At 56.2% G+C, this 17005-nt stretch carries 15 protein-coding genes; 9 read left to right on the top strand and 6 right to left on the bottom strand.

Annotated elements, in window-relative coordinates; genetic code table 11:
- The first annotated feature begins 39 nt into the window (after positions 1 to 39).
- A complete protein-coding gene (locus SK51_RS21485) occupies positions 40 to 894 on the top strand; it encodes a co-chaperone YbbN (protein ID WP_022647291.1) in 855 nt (284 codons plus the stop codon).
- Positions 895 to 942: 48 nt separating this feature from the next.
- Here the strand turns inward: SK51_RS21485 and fetB are convergent, their stop codons facing one another.
- Positions 943 to 1725: an iron efflux ABC transporter permease subunit FetB gene (gene fetB / locus SK51_RS21490; RefSeq protein ID WP_022647290.1), complete on the bottom strand. Its 783-nt coding sequence runs from the start codon at positions 1723 to 1725 to the stop codon at positions 943 to 945.
- Positions 1718 to 2389 carry an iron efflux ABC transporter ATP-binding subunit FetA gene (fetA, locus tag SK51_RS21495; RefSeq protein ID WP_023305606.1) on the bottom strand — a complete coding sequence of 224 codons (672 nt, stop codon included), beginning with the start codon at positions 2387 to 2389 and terminating at the stop codon, positions 1718 to 1720. The genes fetB and fetA overlap by 8 nt, the downstream gene beginning before the upstream one ends.
- A 142-nt stretch (positions 2390 to 2531) precedes the next feature.
- Between fetA and SK51_RS21500 the strand changes: the two genes are divergently transcribed.
- From SK51_RS21500 to SK51_RS21510, 3 genes are all read left to right on the top strand, one after another.
- Positions 2532 to 3386 (top strand): hypothetical protein, encoded by an 855-nt coding sequence (locus tag SK51_RS21500; protein WP_023305605.1) that lies wholly within the window; start codon positions 2532 to 2534, stop codon positions 3384 to 3386.
- Between the two features lie 154 nt (positions 3387 to 3540).
- Positions 3541 to 4455, top strand: coding sequence for an SPFH domain-containing protein (locus tag SK51_RS21505; RefSeq protein ID WP_003858941.1), 915 nt, complete (start codon positions 3541 to 3543; stop codon positions 4453 to 4455).
- Complete coding sequence (locus SK51_RS21510) at positions 4452 to 4904, top strand: NfeD family protein (protein ID WP_023305604.1); 453 nt, start codon at positions 4452 to 4454, stop codon at positions 4902 to 4904. Before SK51_RS21505 ends, SK51_RS21510 begins: the two co-directional genes overlap by 4 nt.
- Here SK51_RS21510 and cueR read toward each other — a convergent pair.
- A complete protein-coding gene (gene cueR, locus SK51_RS21515; RefSeq protein WP_017383222.1) occupies positions 4901 to 5311 on the bottom strand; it encodes a Cu(I)-responsive transcriptional regulator in 411 nt (136 codons plus the stop codon). The two genes, SK51_RS21510 and cueR, sit on opposite strands and share 4 nt — an antisense overlap.
- 108 nt (positions 5312 to 5419) lie before the next feature.
- Between cueR and copA the strand changes: the two genes are divergently transcribed.
- From copA to ybaK, 3 genes are all read left to right on the top strand, one after another.
- The gene (gene copA, locus SK51_RS21520; protein ID WP_023305603.1) at positions 5420 to 7918 is read left to right on the top strand and encodes a copper-exporting P-type ATPase CopA; all 2499 of its coding nucleotides are present in this window, start codon (positions 5420 to 5422) and stop codon (positions 7916 to 7918) included.
- A 50-nt stretch (positions 7919 to 7968) separates the two neighbouring features.
- Entirely contained in the window at positions 7969 to 8763 is a 795-nt protein-coding gene (locus tag SK51_RS21525; RefSeq protein ID WP_022647284.1) for a TraB/GumN family protein, read from the top strand.
- Between the two features lie 198 nt (positions 8764 to 8961).
- On the top strand, positions 8962 to 9441 hold the full coding sequence (gene ybaK, locus SK51_RS21530) for a Cys-tRNA(Pro)/Cys-tRNA(Cys) deacylase YbaK (protein ID WP_010428207.1): 480 nt from the start codon (positions 8962 to 8964) through the stop codon (positions 9439 to 9441).
- A gap of 92 nt (positions 9442 to 9533) precedes the next feature.
- On the opposite strand, the gene ushA is transcribed toward ybaK, so the two are convergent.
- On the bottom strand, positions 9534 to 11186 hold the full coding sequence (gene ushA, locus SK51_RS21535; RefSeq protein WP_023305601.1) for a bifunctional UDP-sugar hydrolase/5'-nucleotidase UshA: 1653 nt from the start codon (positions 11184 to 11186) through the stop codon (positions 9534 to 9536).
- A 164-nt stretch (positions 11187 to 11350) separates the two neighbouring features.
- Between ushA and SK51_RS21540 the strand changes: the two genes are divergently transcribed.
- Complete coding sequence (locus SK51_RS21540) at positions 11351 to 12571, top strand: MFS transporter (RefSeq protein ID WP_022647282.1); 1221 nt, start codon at positions 11351 to 11353, stop codon at positions 12569 to 12571.
- Positions 12572 to 12803: 232 nt separating this feature from the next.
- Positions 12804 to 14480, top strand: coding sequence for a YbaL family putative K(+) efflux transporter (gene ybaL / locus SK51_RS21545; protein WP_022647281.1), 1677 nt, complete (start codon positions 12804 to 12806; stop codon positions 14478 to 14480).
- Positions 14481 to 14553: 73 nt separating this feature from the next.
- On the opposite strand, the gene SK51_RS21550 is transcribed toward ybaL, so the two are convergent.
- Entirely contained in the window at positions 14554 to 15858 is a 1305-nt protein-coding gene (locus SK51_RS21550) for an inosine/guanosine kinase (RefSeq protein ID WP_022647280.1), read from the bottom strand.
- Between the two features lie 62 nt (positions 15859 to 15920).
- Positions 15921 to 16883: a ferrochelatase gene (hemH, locus tag SK51_RS21555; protein ID WP_017383216.1), complete on the bottom strand. Its 963-nt coding sequence runs from the start codon at positions 16881 to 16883 to the stop codon at positions 15921 to 15923.
- Between the last annotated feature and the right edge of the window lie 122 nt (positions 16884 to 17005).

Raw genomic sequence — 17005 nt, forward strand, 5'->3', positions numbered from 1 at the left:
CCCCCATGTAAAGAGTAAACCGATAAAAGAGAATGCCGCATGTCCGTACAGAATATCGTCAACATAACTGAAGCTAACCTGCAACAGACACTCGAACAGTCAATGACTACACCGGTGCTGTTCTACTTCTGGTCTGAACGCAGCCAACACTGCCTGCAGCTGACGCCGGTCCTGGAAAGCCTTGCCGCGCAGTACAACGGTCAATTTATTCTGGCGAAGCTGGATTGTGACGCCGAACCGATGGTGGCTTCCCAGTTTGGCCTGCGTGCGATCCCAACCGTCTACCTGTTCCAGAACGGTCAGCCGGTGGATGGCTTCCAGGGGCCGCAGCCGGAAGAGGCGATCCGCGCCCTGCTGGATAAAGTCCTGCCGCGCGAAGAAGAGCTGAAAGCGCAGGAAGCCATGGCGCTGATGCAGGAAGGCAAGTACGACGAGGCGCTGCCGCTGTTAAAAGACGCGTGGCAGCTGTCGAACCAGAACAGCCAGATTGGTCTGCTGCTGGCAGAGACCCAGATTGCGCTGCACCGCCCCGAAGACGCGGAAGCCGTGCTGAAAACGGTGCCGATGCAGGATCAGGACACCCGCTATCAGGGCCTGGTGGCGCAGATTGACCTGCTGAAACAGGCGGCGGATACCCCTGAAATTCAGCAACTTCAGCAGCAGGTTGCGGACAACCCGGCGGATGCCGCGCTGGCAAGCCAGCTGGCGCTTCAGCTTCATCAGGTGGGGCGTAATGAAGAGGCGCTGGAGCTGCTGTTTAGCCACCTTCAGAAGGACCTGGGCGCCGCAGACGGTCAGGCGCGAAAGATGTTCCAGGAGATCCTGGCCGCGCTCGGCACCGGTGACGCGCTGGCGTCTAAGTATCGTCGTCAGCTGTACGCATTGCTTTACTAACAAAAATGCCCGGTGGCGCTAACGCTGCCGGGTCTACAAAAGCCGATATTACCCCGTCTTTTTCAACTGCGTCACCACCAGCTGGTGGCGCGCGTTGTAAAACTTCCGATAGGTCAGATAGCAGGCAATAATCGTCGACAGGCTCGCCGTAGAGAGCAGCATAAACGTCACCATAATCTGGTATTTAATCGCTTTTACCGGATCGATACCGGCAAAAATTAGCCCCGACATCATGCCCGGCAGGCTCACCAGACCCACGGTTTTGGCGGAATCCACCGTTGGGATCAGCGAAGAACGAATGCTGTCGCGGATCAACCGCGCCGAGGCCACCTTCGGTGTCGCGCCCAGGCTTAGCTTCTCCTGAAGCTGTTGCTGTTCACTGCTGAAGCGTTGCCCCAGATTGTTGTAGCATAACCCGACCGCCACCATCGCATTGCCCGCAATCATCCCGGAAATGGGGATCACCTGCATCGGCGTAAATTCTATCGAGCCGGAGAGCACCAGTACCGCCAGCGTTAACGCGGTCCCGGTGGTGATGGCAATAAACGACGAGAGGAACGCTTTATCGATGTATTTACTGCGTTTCTGCGCGTTCCATGCCGCGTTAAAGCAGATAAACAGCACCATCAACAGGGTCAGCACGGCATGATTGACGTTGAAGATGTATTTCAGCACATAGCCGACGATGATGAGCTGAATGACCGCGCGAACGATACTCCACAGAATATCTTTTTCCAGCCCCAGCTTCTCCCGGTAGCTGACCACAATCGCCACCAGCACCAGCACCATCGACAGCGCCAGCGATTCGTTGGTTATGTTATGTTCACCCACGGTGAGCCTCCTCCATTTTCCCGCCCTGCGGCCTGAGCGTGATGACATCATCCGCATGGCTAATTTCATTTGAATCGTGCGTCACCCACAGCACGGCAATATCCTGTTCACGGACGTAGCGATGAATAATCTCATTGACGTTGCGCTTGTTAGCGTCATCCAGCGCGCTGGTGATTTCATCCAGCAAAAGCACCTTCGGCAGGAATTGCAGGTTACGGATCAGCGAGACGCGCTGCTTTTCCCCGCCTGACAGTTCGGCAGTCGATTTGGTCAGCGTCTCCGGCGGAAGCCCAAAACGGGTCAGATCGTCCGCAAACTTTTTCGGATCGGGCGTTTGGTTGCGGATGTGCCAGGGGAAAACCAGATTGTCGTACACCGTGTCGCCAAACAGGGACGGCGTTTGCACGCAGTATGACACCTGCTGGCGATAGCTTTCCGGTGTAAGCGTGGCGATATCTTTCCCTTCAAACAGGATGGTTCCCTCCGTTGGACTCAGTAGCGAAGCCACGATTTTCAGGAGGGTGCTTTTGCCGCAGCCGGAGGGGCCGGTTATGAGTTTAAATTCGCCCGGAGAGAGACAAAAATCGACGTGCTGAAGGATGGTGTTATCACCCACACGAAAGCCAACATCCCTGATATCCAGAAGATTTTTTTTATTATTCATTCCGATTCCGTTAACCGCTGTGATAAGAACAGCCTTTAGCATAATCCTTTCCGCTACGCTGCGCGAATAGCCTTAACCTATCGCAAGTGTTAAACTTTTTGTTCGGTAATTGTCACCTCTATAACTACAGGAAGTCAGCAACATGACACATATCTTTTATGAGTTCTCTTCCCTGAAGCCTGGTGTTCCAGATGTGGAAACATTAATGGAAGTCATCAATTCTTCTGAACTCACGCGTTTTGTCATGGGTGCAGAGGTGGTCGATTTTGTTAAGAAGGCGCTCATCGTTAACACCACGATCGGAAGCTTTAAAAACTGCTATTTTGCTTTCGATGATGGGGCTTACTTTCTCGAGTTTGACGGCAAGGGTAAATCCAGACGCTTTACTGAGGTGCCGGACTGGTTCGTTTCCCCCGCGGAATTTGCCCGCTCGCAATGGCTGATTAACCATGACCTGGCCGATGTGAAGGCGACGGCGTTTATTGACGTGCTAATGTCCTACCCGCTTAAAGAGCGCCGGGCGCACTGCAATCTGCTGTTTGGTCTGGATCTGCATAAGGTCAATGTGGTTCCGGCGCCTACAGCCCCTGCCGGAAAAATGGGCAATAAAAACGGAAAAACCACCAAGCCTCGCGTCACGGATCTCGGCTCTTTTGAGCTTTTTACCGCGTTCTTTGCACGCATGAAAACCGCCGTCAATGCAAATGAGTTCCCCACCTTACAGGTGCTGACAGGCCAGAAGGATCTTGCAAAAGCGCCGCACAGCTTAAAGCAAGGGATCAGAACCTGGTTTAAGGGGATTACCGGCGATCTGCCGCCGAACAACAAACGTGTCGGAGCGGGCAATGCAGTACTGTTCTGCGCGCCCGTTCGCGAGCAGATCCAGCAGATAGAGGCCATCGGCCTGGAAAAATACTATCAGGGCTTATCGAAAGCCATCGCTGACGCCGGGGATGGGTTTATCACCGACTTCAGCTATACCTGGTCTGTAGAGTAACGCTATGCGCCCCGCTCTCCTGGCGGGGCGTTTTAATTTTACCAGTCCGGTTCCCACCTCTTTACAGGGGCGAAATCCCGCCCGTTAACCGATATACTTACGTTCAACAAATACGCAATTTTTCTCGTTACGGCATGCAAAACAGGAGGTTTTTATGCTCATCGTTGTTCCTGTCCTTATTTTCGTTGCGCTGGTTATCGTGGGCGCAGGCGTCAAAATTGTCCCGCAGGGTTACCAGTGGACCGTCGAACGTTTCGGTCGCTACACCAATACCCTTCAGCCGGGTTTAAGCCTGATCGTCCCCTTCATGGACAGAATTGGGCGTAAAATCAACATGATGGAGCAGGTGCTGGATATTCCTTCCCAGGAAGTCATCTCTAAGGATAACGCCAACGTCACCATCGATGCGGTGTGCTTTATTCAGGTGATTGATGCGCCGAAAGCGGCCTATGAGGTGAGCAACCTGGAGCTGGCGATCGTCAACCTGACGATGACCAACATCCGTACTGTGCTTGGCTCGATGGAGCTGGACGAAATGCTCTCCCAGCGCGACAGCATTAATACCCGCCTGCTGCACATTGTTGATGAAGCCACCAATCCGTGGGGGATCAAAGTGACCCGCATTGAGATCCGCGACGTGCGCCCACCGGCAGAGCTGATTGCTTCCATGAATGCGCAGATGAAGGCCGAGCGTACCAAACGCGCCTATATTCTTGAAGCCGAAGGGGTGCGTCAGGCCGAGATCCTGAAAGCGGAAGGGGAAAAACAGTCGCAGATCCTGAAAGCCGAGGGCGACCGTCAGTCTGCCTTCCTCCAGGCAGAAGCGCGTGAACGTTCGGCAGAAGCGGAAGCCCGCGCGACGCAAATGGTTTCCGAGGCGATTGCCGCCGGGGATATCCAGGCTGTGAACTACTTCGTCGCGCAAAAATATACCGATGCGCTGAAGGAGATCGGCTCTGCGAACAACAGCAAAGTGGTGATGATGCCGCTGGATGCCAGCAGTCTGATGGGATCTATCGCCGGAATTGCCGAGTTGATCAAAGACGGCGGAAACGAGCGTAAAAAATGATTGAGCTCATCGTTGCACATCCTCATGCGTTCTGGCTAAGCCTTGGCGGCTTGCTGCTGGCCGCCGAGATGCTTGGCGGCAACGGTTATCTGCTGTGGAGCGGTGTTGCCGCTGTGATTACCGGGCTGGTCGTCTGGCTGCTGCCTGTCGGCTGGGAGTGGCAGGGCGCGCTGTTTGCCGTGCTGACGCTGCTGGCCGCCTGGCTGTGGTGGCGCTGGCTGAACAAACGGGTGAAGGCGCAGAAGCCGGTCGACGCGCATCTCAATCAGCGTGGGCAGCAGATCGTGGGTAAACGTTTTACGCTTGATAACGCGCTGATCAACGGACGCGGTCATATGCGCGTGGGGGACAGTTCATGGCCGGTAGTGGCCGATGATGACCTCAGCGCCGGCACGCGGGTTGAGGTCATTGCGGTAGAAGGCATTACCCTGCGGGTTAAAGCCTGTTAGGCGTGGGTTTTACGGTGGCAGCAACCGGAAAGATTGTCGATAATCGGGCACTCGGCGCTGTCATCTCCCGGGCAGGATTCTGCCAGCTGTAACAGTTGCTCACGCATCGCCTGTAATTCGATGATATGGCGTTCGATCTCCGCCACTTTTTCCAGCGTACGTTTTTTCACGTCGGCACTGTGGCGTTTCGGATCGTTAAACAGGTTAACCAGCTCGCCGCACTCTTCAAGGTTAAATCCTACCTGTCTTGCCTGGCGCAGTAACGTCAGTTCATCAAGATGCAGTTGCGTATAGCTGCGGTAGCCGTTCTCACTGCGCAACGGTGGCGTCACCAGCCCTTTTTCCTCATAAAAGCGAATCGCTTTGCTGGTTAAGCCGGTTTTTTTCGCAACATCGCTGATATTCACATTTCCCCCTTGACCTTCCCCTTGATGGAAGGTTTAACCTTTATAACAGTTAGCGAAAAGCAGAGTGAAGGTCAACAATTGACCAGAACATTATACGGGAGTTTTGTTATGTCTCACACTATTGACCTGACACTGGACGGCCTCTCCTGCGGCCACTGTGTCAAACGTGTTAAAGAAAGCCTGGAGCAGCGTCCTGATGTGGAAAGCGCTGAGGTGACTATCGATCATGCCGCCGTGACCGGCAGCGCCAGCGCCGACGAGCTGATTGATACCATTAAACAGGCCGGTTACGGGGCGGAGTTAAGCCACCCAAAGGCTAAACCGCTGGCAGAGTCATCATCCCCGTCGGAAGCACTGACAGCGGCCACTCCTGAGCTTCCGGTAGCTGATGATATTGATGACAGCCAACAGCTGCTGATCAACGGCATGAGCTGCGCCAGCTGTGTCTCCCGGGTACAAAACGCCTTACAGGCGGTACCGGGCGTCGCACAGGCACGGGTAAACCTGGCGGAGCGTACTGCGCTGGTGATGGGCAGTGCCTCCGCCGCAGATTTAGTGCAGGCCGTGGAGAAAGCGGGCTACGGGGCGGAGGCCATCGAAGATGATGCCGAGCGCCGCGAGCGCCAGCAGGAAACGGCTGTCGCCACCATGAAGCGCTTCCGCTGGCAGGCGATCGTCGCCCTGCTGGTCGGTATTCCGGTGATGGTGTGGGGCATGATGGGTGACAACATGATGGTCACCGCAGACAACCGCACCCTGTGGCTGGTGATTGGTCTGATTACCCTAGCGGTGATGGTGTTTGCAGGCGGACATTTCTATACCAGCGCCTGGAAGAGCCTGAAAAACCGCACCGCGACGATGGACACGCTGGTCGCGCTCGGGACGGGCGCTGCGTGGCTGTATTCGATGAGCGTTAACGTCTGGCCGCAGTGGTTCCCGATGGAGGCGCGCCATCTCTATTATGAAGCGAGCGCGATGATTATAGGTCTGATTAACTTAGGCCATATGCTCGAAGCCCGCGCGCGTCAGCGCTCGTCGAAAGCGCTGGAGAGATTACTCGATTTAACCCCGCCGACGGCCCGCGTGGTCACCGACGATGGGGAAAAAAACGTTCCTCTCTCAGAGGTGCAACCCGGTATGACGCTGCGTCTCACCACCGGCGACCGCGTACCCGTCGACGGTGAAATCACCCAGGGCGATGCCTGGCTTGATGAAGCCATGCTAACCGGTGAGCCGATCCCCCAGCAGAAATCTCAGGGCGATGCGGTGCATGCGGGTACGGTGGTACAGGACGGCAGCGTGCTGTTCCGCGCCAGCGCCGTTGGCAGCCATACCACACTGTCACGCATCATTCGGATGGTCCGCCAGGCGCAGAGCAGTAAGCCGGAAATTGGTCAGCTTGCCGATAAAATCTCCGCCATTTTTGTGCCAGTGGTGGTCGGTATTGCCCTGCTGAGCGCGGCAATCTGGTATTTCTTCGGCCCGGCGCCGCAGATTGTCTACACCCTGGTGATCGCCACCACGGTACTGATCATCGCCTGCCCTTGTGCCCTTGGTCTGGCCACGCCGATGTCGATTATCTCTGGCGTCGGACGCGCCGCCGAATTTGGCGTACTGGTCCGTGATGCTGACGCCCTGCAACGGGCAAGCACGCTGGACACCCTCGTCTTTGACAAAACCGGCACGCTCACCGAGGGCAAACCGCAGGTAGTGGCCGTTAATACCATTGGCTGTACGGAGACGGATGCCCTGCGCCTGGCCGCCGCGCTGGAACAAGGCTCCAGTCACCCGCTGGCGCGCGCCATCCTTGAGAAAGCCGGTGATGCCCGCCTGCCGCAGGTAAGCAACTTCCGCACTCTGCGCGGTTTAGGGGTCAGCGGTGAAGCAGAAGGCCATACGCTGCTGCTGGGTAACCAGGCACTGCTAACTGAACACGGTGTTGATACGTCCGTGCTGGACGCTGAGCTGAACGCGCAGGCCTCTCAGGGCGCGACGCCGGTTCTGCTGGCGAGGGATGGTCAGGTGGCGGCGCTGCTGGCCGTACGCGATCCGTTACGCCAGGACAGCGTGGATGCCTTGCAACGCCTGCACCATGCGGGCTATCGCCTGGTGATGTTAACCGGTGATAACCCGACTACCGCTAACGCCATCGCCAGAGAAGCCGGGATTGATGAGGTGATAGCCGGCGTGCTGCCGGATGGCAAAGCGGACGCCATCAGGAAATTGCAACGTGATGGTCGTCAGGTGGCGATGGTGGGCGACGGCATTAACGACGCCCCGGCGCTGGCGCAGGCTGACGTAGGTATTGCGATGGGCGGCGGGAGCGATGTCGCCATTGAAACCGCGGCGATCACCCTGATGCGCCACAGCCTGATGGGCGTGGCGGATGCGCTGGCGATTTCGAAAGCCACGTTGCGCAACATGAAGCAGAACCTGCTGGGGGCGTTCGTCTATAACTCGCTCGGCATTCCGATTGCCGCCGGGATTTTGTGGCCGCTGACCGGCACCCTGCTGAACCCGGTTGTTGCGGGTGCGGCGATGGCGCTCTCGTCAATTACCGTGGTGAGCAACGCTAACCGTCTGCTGCGGTTTAAACCGAAGGATTGAACCTTGTACCCGTACGCGCTAGCATGAACCTTTCCGGTCATGGAGCGCGTATGGGTCTGTTTAATCGTATAAAAACATCGTTTCGCGCCCTTTTTCCCCGCCGTTATGCCTGGCCCGGTATGGATATTTCGCTTCCGGGTGGGCAGCAACTGCACCTGGTGGGAAGCATTCATATGGGCACGCAGGATATGTCCCCCCTGCCCTCCGGCCTGATTAAACTACTGAAGCGCGCCGACGCGCTGATCGTCGAAGCCGACATCTCCGGCCATGAATCGCCGTTTGCCGGGCTGGAAAGCGACCGCCCCCTGGCTGAACGTCTTAACGAGACGCAGCTGGCTGAGCTTACCCGTCTTGCGGATGAGTCCGGCGTCTCGCTCTCAATGCTCGACACCCTGCCCCTGTGGCAAATTGCCATGGTGCTACAGGCAACCCAGGCGCAGCGCCTGGGGCTGCGCGGCGATTACGGTATCGATTATCAACTGCTGAATGCGGCAAAGGCGTGCAACCTGTCCGTCATTGAACTGGAAGGCACGGACAGCCAGATTGCGCTTCTTCGCCAGCTTCCTGATGACGGCAAGATGCTACTGGATGATACCCTGACCCACTGGCACACCAACGCGCGTCTGCTGCAAACGATGATTGGCTGGTGGCTGGATGCGCCGCCCGCAGACGGTAAGCTGGCGTTACCGTCGACGTTCAGTGAATCGTTGTATGATGTGCTGATGAACGCGCGCAACCAGGCGTGGCGGGAGACGCTGTATGCCCTGCCTGCCGGTCGTTATGTTGTCGCGGTTGGCGCGTTGCATTTGTACGGAGAAGGGAATTTGCCGTCGCTGCTGAAATAAAAAAATGGCCAATATTTCTATTGGCCCGTCAAAGAGGAATTTCATCGTTTTTATTATACCGAAGTGACCTTCGGCTACGCCGATTGTCGCTCAAAGTAACCATCACTGCCAATACTATTGCGCAAGATGGTGCTATTTTTTAGACAAACGTCAGGCGTATGCTGCTGGCATGAACCGTCTGTCGTAAGAAGGATAGCCATGACTCCCGCCGTTAAATTACTCGAAAAAAACAAAATTTCTTTCCGGATCCACACCTACGATCACGATCCGAACGAAACCAACTTTGGTGATGAAGTGGTGCGCAAGCTGGGGCTGAACGCGGACCAGGTCTACAAAACGCTGCTGGTCGCGGTGAATGGCGATATGAAGCACCTCGCCGTGGCAGTGACGCCCGTCGCCGGACAGCTTGATCTGAAGAAAGTGGCCAAAGCGCTGGGAGCGAAAAAGGTCGATATGGCAGACCCGATGGTTGCGCAACGCACTACGGGTTATCTGGTCGGCGGGATCAGCCCGCTCGGCCAGAAAAAGCGTCTGCCGACCCTGATCGATGCGCCTTCGCAGGAATTTGAGACGATCTATATTTCTGGCGGCAAACGCGGGCTGGATATCGAACTGGCCGCAGGCGATCTGGCGAAAATGCTGGACGCGAAATTTGCGGATATTGCGCGCAGGGATTGAGAAAATTGCCCGGTGGCGCTGCGCATACCGGGCCTACGATTCGAATGTAGGCCGGGTAAGGCGTAGCCGCCACCCGGCACAACACACCCGCTCTACTGCCAGCTCACCTCGCCCTTCGGCTCATACGCGTTCACGTCAATCGGTGAATTTTGCTGGATAAACTGCTTTAACACTTCCGCATCAATAAACCCGGTATTTACATAGCCCGGTTTGTTATCGATATGCGGATAGCCGTCGCCGCCGGTGGCGTTAAAGCTTAACGTTGCCAGGCGGTAGGTTTTCGCCGGATCAACAGGTTCGCCTTTGATTTTGAGATCGTTGAGCTTACCGTCCTTCGCGACGAAGCTGACGTTAGCAAACTGCGGATACGCTCCGGAGTCCGGCTTCATCTGCGCCACGGCGGTCAGGTAGTCAATTACCTCTTTCCCGCTCATGTCCGCATACACCACCACGTTGCCAAACGGCTGCACTTTGAGCACGTCTTTATAGGTGATGTTTCCGCCTTCGATGGAATCACGAATACCGCCGCCGCTCATCACGCCGAAATCCGCATTCGTGCGCGCCATCTGCGCGGCCAGCACCAGACGCCCCATGTTGGTTTGTACGAAGCGGACTTTGCTGCGGTCCCCTTCCAGTCGTCCGTTAAGCGTGCCAATCTTCACGTCCAGCTGCGCTTTCCCTTTGCTCTGGAACGGCGTCAGCAGGGAGAGCATCTGCTGGTTTTCAGCGATCTCTGGCGTGTAGAGTACCCGCTCGCTTTTGCCGTCCGGGTAGGTTACTTTCTTCTTCAGGTTGACCGGGATGAGCTGATAGTGCACCAGCTTCATCTCGCCGTTACGGAATTCGAAATCCGCACGGCCTACGTATTTACCCCACTCGTGGGCCTGTACAATCCAGATCCCGTTCTGACGATCCGGCGCGCACGGCGTGCCGGGCACATAATCTACCTGCTTTTTATTCTCAGAAGCCATGCAGACCGGATCCTGTGAGTGACCGCCCACAATCATCGCCAGCGAGCCCGCAGGAAGGCTGCGCGCCATCTCCACGTCGCCCGGCGCGTTAGAGCCGTGCTGACCGTTGTCGTAATGCCCCATGTGGGTGGTAGCGATAATCACATCCGGTTTTTCATTCTGCTGCAACTCCTGGATCACCAGCTTCGCTTCGTCCGCCGGTTTACGGAATTCGATGTCGGTGAAAAATTCAGGGTTGCCAATTTTGGCCGTATCGTCGGTGGTTAAGCCGATGACCGCGATCTTAAGATCCTGACGCTTAAACAGCGCCCACGGTTTAAACAGGCGCTCGCCGGTGCTTTTCTGATAAATATTGGCGGAAAGGAACGGAAATTTGGACCACTTTTCCTGCTGGCGCAATACGCTCAGCGGGTTATCAAACTCGTGGTTTCCGACCGCCATCGCGTCGTAACCAATTAAATTCATGCCGCGGAAATCAGGCTCGGCATCCTGCAAATCAGATTCCGGTACGCCGGTATTAATATCCCCGCCCGACAGCAACAGCACGCTGCCGCCCTGAGCCGAGACCTCTTTACGAATGCCGTCCACCAGCGTTTTTTGCGCCGCCAGGCCATATTCACCGTATTCGCTGCGCCAGAAATGGCCGTGATGATCGTTAGTATGCAGAATGGTAATTTTATAGGTTTTATCTTTTTCATACGCCTGCGCGGGCAGGCTTGTCAGCCCCCATGCGGCGATGAGCGCCAGCGCGACGCCACGCTTTATTAACTTCATCTTCTCTCTCCCTGACCCATAGACAAACGCAAAAATTACAGTGACTCGCAAGAATAGACAAATAAGTTTTCAGAATTGCGACTTTCTTCAAATGTCACGGACGGGTATGTTAGTCGGATAATAATTACTCCCTGCATCTCTAATTACAAATTGACGTGGTATTTATGGCAATCAGTGAATCAACCCAGCCTGTTCAGGGCGTTCCGGCGTCGCCGCCGAAATCGCGCACTTCCTTCAAAGTATTAGGCGCAATCAGTCTCTCTCATCTGCTCAACGACATGATCCAGTCGCTGATTCTGGCGATCTACCCGCTGTTGCAGTCTGAGTTCTCATTAACCTTCGTGCAGATCGGGATGATTACCCTGACCTTCCAGCTGGCCTCTTCGCTGCTACAGCCGGTGGTGGGCTACTGGACGGACAAATACCCGATGCCATGGTCGCTGCCCATTGGGATGTGCTTCACCCTGAGCGGGCTGGTGCTGCTGGCCATGGCGGGCAGCTTTGAGGCGGTACTGGTTGCAGCGGCGCTGGTAGGAACCGGTTCATCGGTGTTCCATCCGGAATCGTCCCGCGTGGCGCGTATGGCCTCCGGCGGACGCCACGGGCTGGCGCAGTCTCTGTTCCAGGTGGGGGGGAACTTTGGTAGCTCCCTCGGTCCTCTGCTGGCGGCGGTAATTATCGCGCCTTACGGCAAAGGCAACGTGGCGTGGTTTGTGCTGGCCGCGCTGCTGGCGATTGTCGTCCTGGCGCAAATCAGCCGCTGGTATGCCGCGCAGCACCGCGTAAATAAGGGAAAACCTGTCGCGAAGATAACCAATCCCCTTCCGCGTAATAAGGTGATCCTTGCCGTCAGCGTGTTGCTGGTGCTGATTTTCTCGAAATATTTCTATATGGCGAGCATTAGCAGCTATTACACCTTCTATCTGATGCAAAAATTCGGATTATCGGTACAAAACGCCCAGTTCCATCTCTTTGCCTTCCTGTTTGCGGTGGCGGCAGGCACGGTGATTGGCGGCCCTGTGGGAGATAAAATCGGACGTAAATATGTGATTTGGGGCTCTATCCTCGGCGTTGCGCCGTTTACGCTTGTTTTACCGTACGCAACGCTGGAATGGACCGGAATATTGACAGTGATTATTGGTTTTATTCTCGCGTCGGCGTTTTCAGCCATTCTGGTCTATGCGCAGGAGCTGCTGCCGGGACGTATCGGTATGGTTTCCGGTCTCTTTTTCGGTTTTGCCTTTGGCATGGGCGGCCTTGGCGCCGCCGTGTTAGGGATGGTTGCAGACCACACCAGCATCTTCCTGGTCTATAAAATCTGCGCTTTCCTGCCACTTCTGGGGATGTTGACCATATTCCTGCCTGACAACCGTCATAAAGCGTAACTTCATGGCTGCCAAAGTTAAACTTTGGCAGCCGGATAACCTGATGCCATAAGGCTTTCCTCTCCCTCCCCTCAGCAAATTTATCAAAATCTGCCTTTTTTCGTGCTTATTGCCTTTTTATTGTGATTTCAACAATTATTCATAAACATAAGCGTAAAAATTGTCATAAACTATTAATCGGCTTTTTGGTATTTGCACCAAAAATGGATCACCCATCGCGAAAGGAGACGGAATGCACCACGCCACACCGCTTATCACCACCATTGTTGGTGGACTTGTGCTCGCTTTTATCCTCGGTATGATTGCCAACAAACTGCGTATTTCGCCCCTGGTAGGCTATTTGTTAGCGGGCGTGCTGGCAGGACCCTTTACGCCGGGTTTTGTCGCAGATACCAAACTTGCACCGGAGCTGGCGGAACTGGGCGTTATCCTGCTGATGTTTGGCGTCGGACTGCATTTTTCCCTAAAGGATCTGATGGCGGTAAAGTCGATCGCCATACCGGGAGCGATCGCCCAGATAGGGGTGGCGACGCTGCTGGGCATGGCGCTTTCGGCGGTGCTGGGCTGGTCAATCATGACCGGTATCGTATTTGGGCTGTGTCTTTCAACCGCCAGTACCGTGGTGCTGCTGCGCGCGCTTGAAGAGAGGCAGCTGATAGACAGCCAGCGCGGGCAAATCGCGATTGGCTGGCTGATAGTTGAAGATCTGGTGATGGTGTTGACGCTGGTACTGCTGCCCGCCGTCGCCGGGATGATGGAAAAAGAGAATATCGGCTTCGCTTCGCTGGCGCTGGATATGAGCATTACCATCGGTAAGGTTGTGGCGTTTATTGCCATCATGATGCTGGTGGGCCGCCGTCTGGTGCCGTGGATCATGTCCCGCAGCGCCGCCACCGGCTCGCGTGAACTGTTCACGCTTTCGGTCCTTGCGCTGGCGCTGGGCATTGCCTTTGGCGCTGTCGAGCTGTTTGACGTCTCCTTTGCGCTGGGCGCGTTCTTCGCCGGGATGGTGCTGAACGAGTCCGAGCTGAGCCACCGTGCCGCGCACGATACTCTGCCACTACGTGATGCGTTCGCGGTGCTGTTCTTTGTCTCCGTCGGGATGCTGTTCGACCCGATGATCCTCATCCAGCAGCCGCTGGCCGTGCTGGGTACGCTGGCAATCATCATCTTTGGTAAGTCCGTTGCCGCCTTCTTCCTGGTGCGGATGTTCGGTCACTCGCCGCGCACGGCGCTGACCATCGCTGCCAGCCTGGCGCAGATTGGCGAGTTCGCCTTTATTCTGGCTGGTCTGGGGATGGCCCTGAACCTGCTGCCACAGGCTGGGCAAAATCTGGTGCTGGCGGGGGCGATCCTCTCCATCATGTTGAACCCGGTATTGTTTGCCCTGCTGGAGAAATATCTCGAGAAGACCGAAACCCTCGAAGAGCTGACGCTGGAAGAGGCGACAGAAGAAGAGAAACAGATCCCGGTGGATATCTGCAACCACGCACTGCTGGTCGGTTTTGGCCGCGTCGGCAGCCTGCTGGGTGAAAAACTGATGGCTCAGGGCATTCCACTTGTAGTGATTGAAACGTCACGCACTCGCGTCGACGAGCTTCGCGAGCGCGGCATCCGCGCGGTGCTGGGCAACGCGGCTAACGAAGAGATTATGAATCTGGCGCATCTGGACTGCGCTCGCTGGCTGCTGCTCACTATCCCGAACGGTTACGAGGCTGGCGAGATTGTCGCCACAGCCCGTGAAAAATGCCCGCATATCGAAATCATAGCCCGCGCCCATTATGATGACGAAGTGGAGTACATTACCGAGCGCGGCGCGAATCAGGTGGTGATGGGTGAGCGTGAGATTGCGAATACGATGCTGACAATGCTGACGAAGCCGCCGGTTGAAGAGGCGGTGACGGGGTAAATTTTGTGCGGCCTGGTCCCCTCACCCTGGCCCTCTCCCCAAAGGGGAGAGGGCCAGGGTGAGGGGTCTTCTTTTACCTGTCCCAATACGCCTCTTCGAGGCTGTCTTCCCGTTCCGGCAGCCCACGCGTTAAGCGCGGTGAATGCTGGTTCAGCACCTGATAACTCACGCGGTTCGCGTACTTGCACACCTGCGCCAGCGAGGAATAGGTCAGCCAGTTGAAGGTGTGTTTGCTGGAATTCGGCACATTGGTTTTGTGGTAGGCGTTAGCGGTGATGTCGTGCAGCAGCGCGGCCAGCGCGCCGTCGCCCGCGCCGTTGGTGTTCATGATCTTCTCGGGGCCACCCATATACGGTGCAATGTGGGAGAAGATACGCAGCGGGTTGATGCAGTCTTTATGACGCATGGCGCGGCTGAACTCGTACTGGTTAAATTCGGCGATAGCGCCCGGCAGCAGCGGGTGCTGGGTTTTCCGCTTGCTCTCTTCTTCCGTGAAGCCCGCCATGTACAGCCCGACCGGCCCGGCGGTGCAGAGCACCAGATCCACCCAGTCCAGCGCCTTATCAGACGCCAGCAGCGGATCGCTTTCGCCGGTCAGCGCTTCGGCTTCTTCTTCATTCATCGCCAGAATCGAGACGTGTTCTTTCAGGAAGGCCTGCCACCACTCCGGGTTGTCGGCAATGACGAATTTGGTGCCCAGCGTCAGAACCACAGGCACGTTGTATTTCTTCGCATACTCAATTGCCTTCATGGTTGCGTCCGGCATTGGTTCGCCCGGCTTGCAGCGCACCAGATAAGACGTCAACACCAGCGCAGACGCGCCCGCGATCACCTCTTCCGGAATACTTTCAGCGCGTAGCTTGTTCATATGGCCGGGGCTGATGGCAAAGGTACGCTCGCCGGAATCGCTTATCAGCGTAAAGCAACGACCAATTGGCCCGTCAACGCCCTGCAAATAGTTCAGATCGGTGCGGCTGGAGGTATTGCACAGGTAGCGGTAGGCGTAGCCACCGATTTCGATATTGCTGCACATCACGCCAAGCAGCACCGAGCGGTCGTCTGCCAGAACGGAGTAGTTGTGCATGGTGTTACCGATGGTGCCGCCAGCAAACTGGTGGGTGATAAGATTTTCGCGCATCAGTTCCTGATACAGCGCTTCGGCAACGTCATCCTCAATCACCAGCGAGTGCCCGGCGCTCAGACCGTAACGTGCGACAAACGCATCATCCACTTTGGCTTCAATGTCCACCAGCGTCTGATCGATACCGACCACCCAGGCAGCGCTGGTTTCGCTTTCCTGCTGAATTTGCTGTAACAGCGGATCGCGGGCATCGACGGGGAAATAGTGTTTGGACTTACGTTTACCGGGAAATTTCATGGTCTGAACTGTGCAAAGAATACGGGCCGGGAATGGTAGCACAAACCCGGCCCGTAACGCGATCAGCGGCGGGTGGTGACCAGTGACACCATCATATCGATGTGTTCAGGGGAGTCGTTAAGCGCAGGAATGTATTCGTATTTCGTTCCGCCGGCCTCCATGAAGAACTCTTTGTTCTGGACGGCAATCTCTTCCAGCGTTTCCAGACAATCCGCCGAGAAGCCCGGCGACATAACCTGAATGTGCTTCACGCCCTTCTCGCCCAGCATTTTTAGCGTTTCATCAGTATACGGGGTCAACCACGGTTCACGACCGAAGCGCGACTGGAAGGTCATCATAACCTTCTCAGGCGGCAGGCCGAGGGCGGAGACCAGCTCGCGGGTGGTATCGCGGCAACGCTGGGGGTAATCGTCCCCTTCGTTCGCGAAACGCTGCGGAATACCGTGATAGGAGAGCAGCAGCAGATCCGGCTCGCCGTGTTTTTCAAACGACGCGCGCGCGCTGCTGGCAAGCGCCTGAATGTACAGCTCGTTATCGGCGTAGTCGCGGATAAAGGTGATGCCCGGTATACGGCGGCGGGTCGCCAGAATGCGTGCCAGTTCGTCCCAGACGGCAGCCACCGTGGAGCACGAATACTGCGGATAAAGGGCCAGCACCACAATGTGTTCAACGCCCTGCGCCAGCAGAGAGTCGACGGCGCTTTCCAGGGATGGCTTACCGTAGCTCATACCGAGCGCAACGGGCATGTCCGGCAGACGGGCGGCCAGCGCCTTCTCCTGACGACGGCTGTAGACCATCAGCGGCGAGCCTTCTTCCATCCACACGGACTGATAGAGCTTTGCTACACGCGGAGAACGAATCGGCAGAATGACACCACGCAGCAGTGGCCACCACAGCAGTCTTGGGGTATCCACGACGCGCGTGTCGCTTAAAAATTGTCGCAGGTAGCGTTTTACCGCCGCTGGAGTAGGTGCTTCTGGGGTGCCCAGATTGGCAAGCAGGATGCCGGTTTTCGCCTGACTCATTCACGCCTCTTAACCATTTGATAGGCTGTCAATTGTAGCGGAAATGCGTTTAAACGAAACCCATTGCTGTAATAGGTAAGATGAGAATTTTTCTCACCCGGGGCTCCGGGTGAGAGAGGTGC

This window comes from Enterobacter sp. MGH85 (genome assembly GCF_001037655.1).
Lineage (GTDB): Bacteria > Pseudomonadota > Gammaproteobacteria > Enterobacterales > Enterobacteriaceae > Enterobacter > Enterobacter intestinihominis.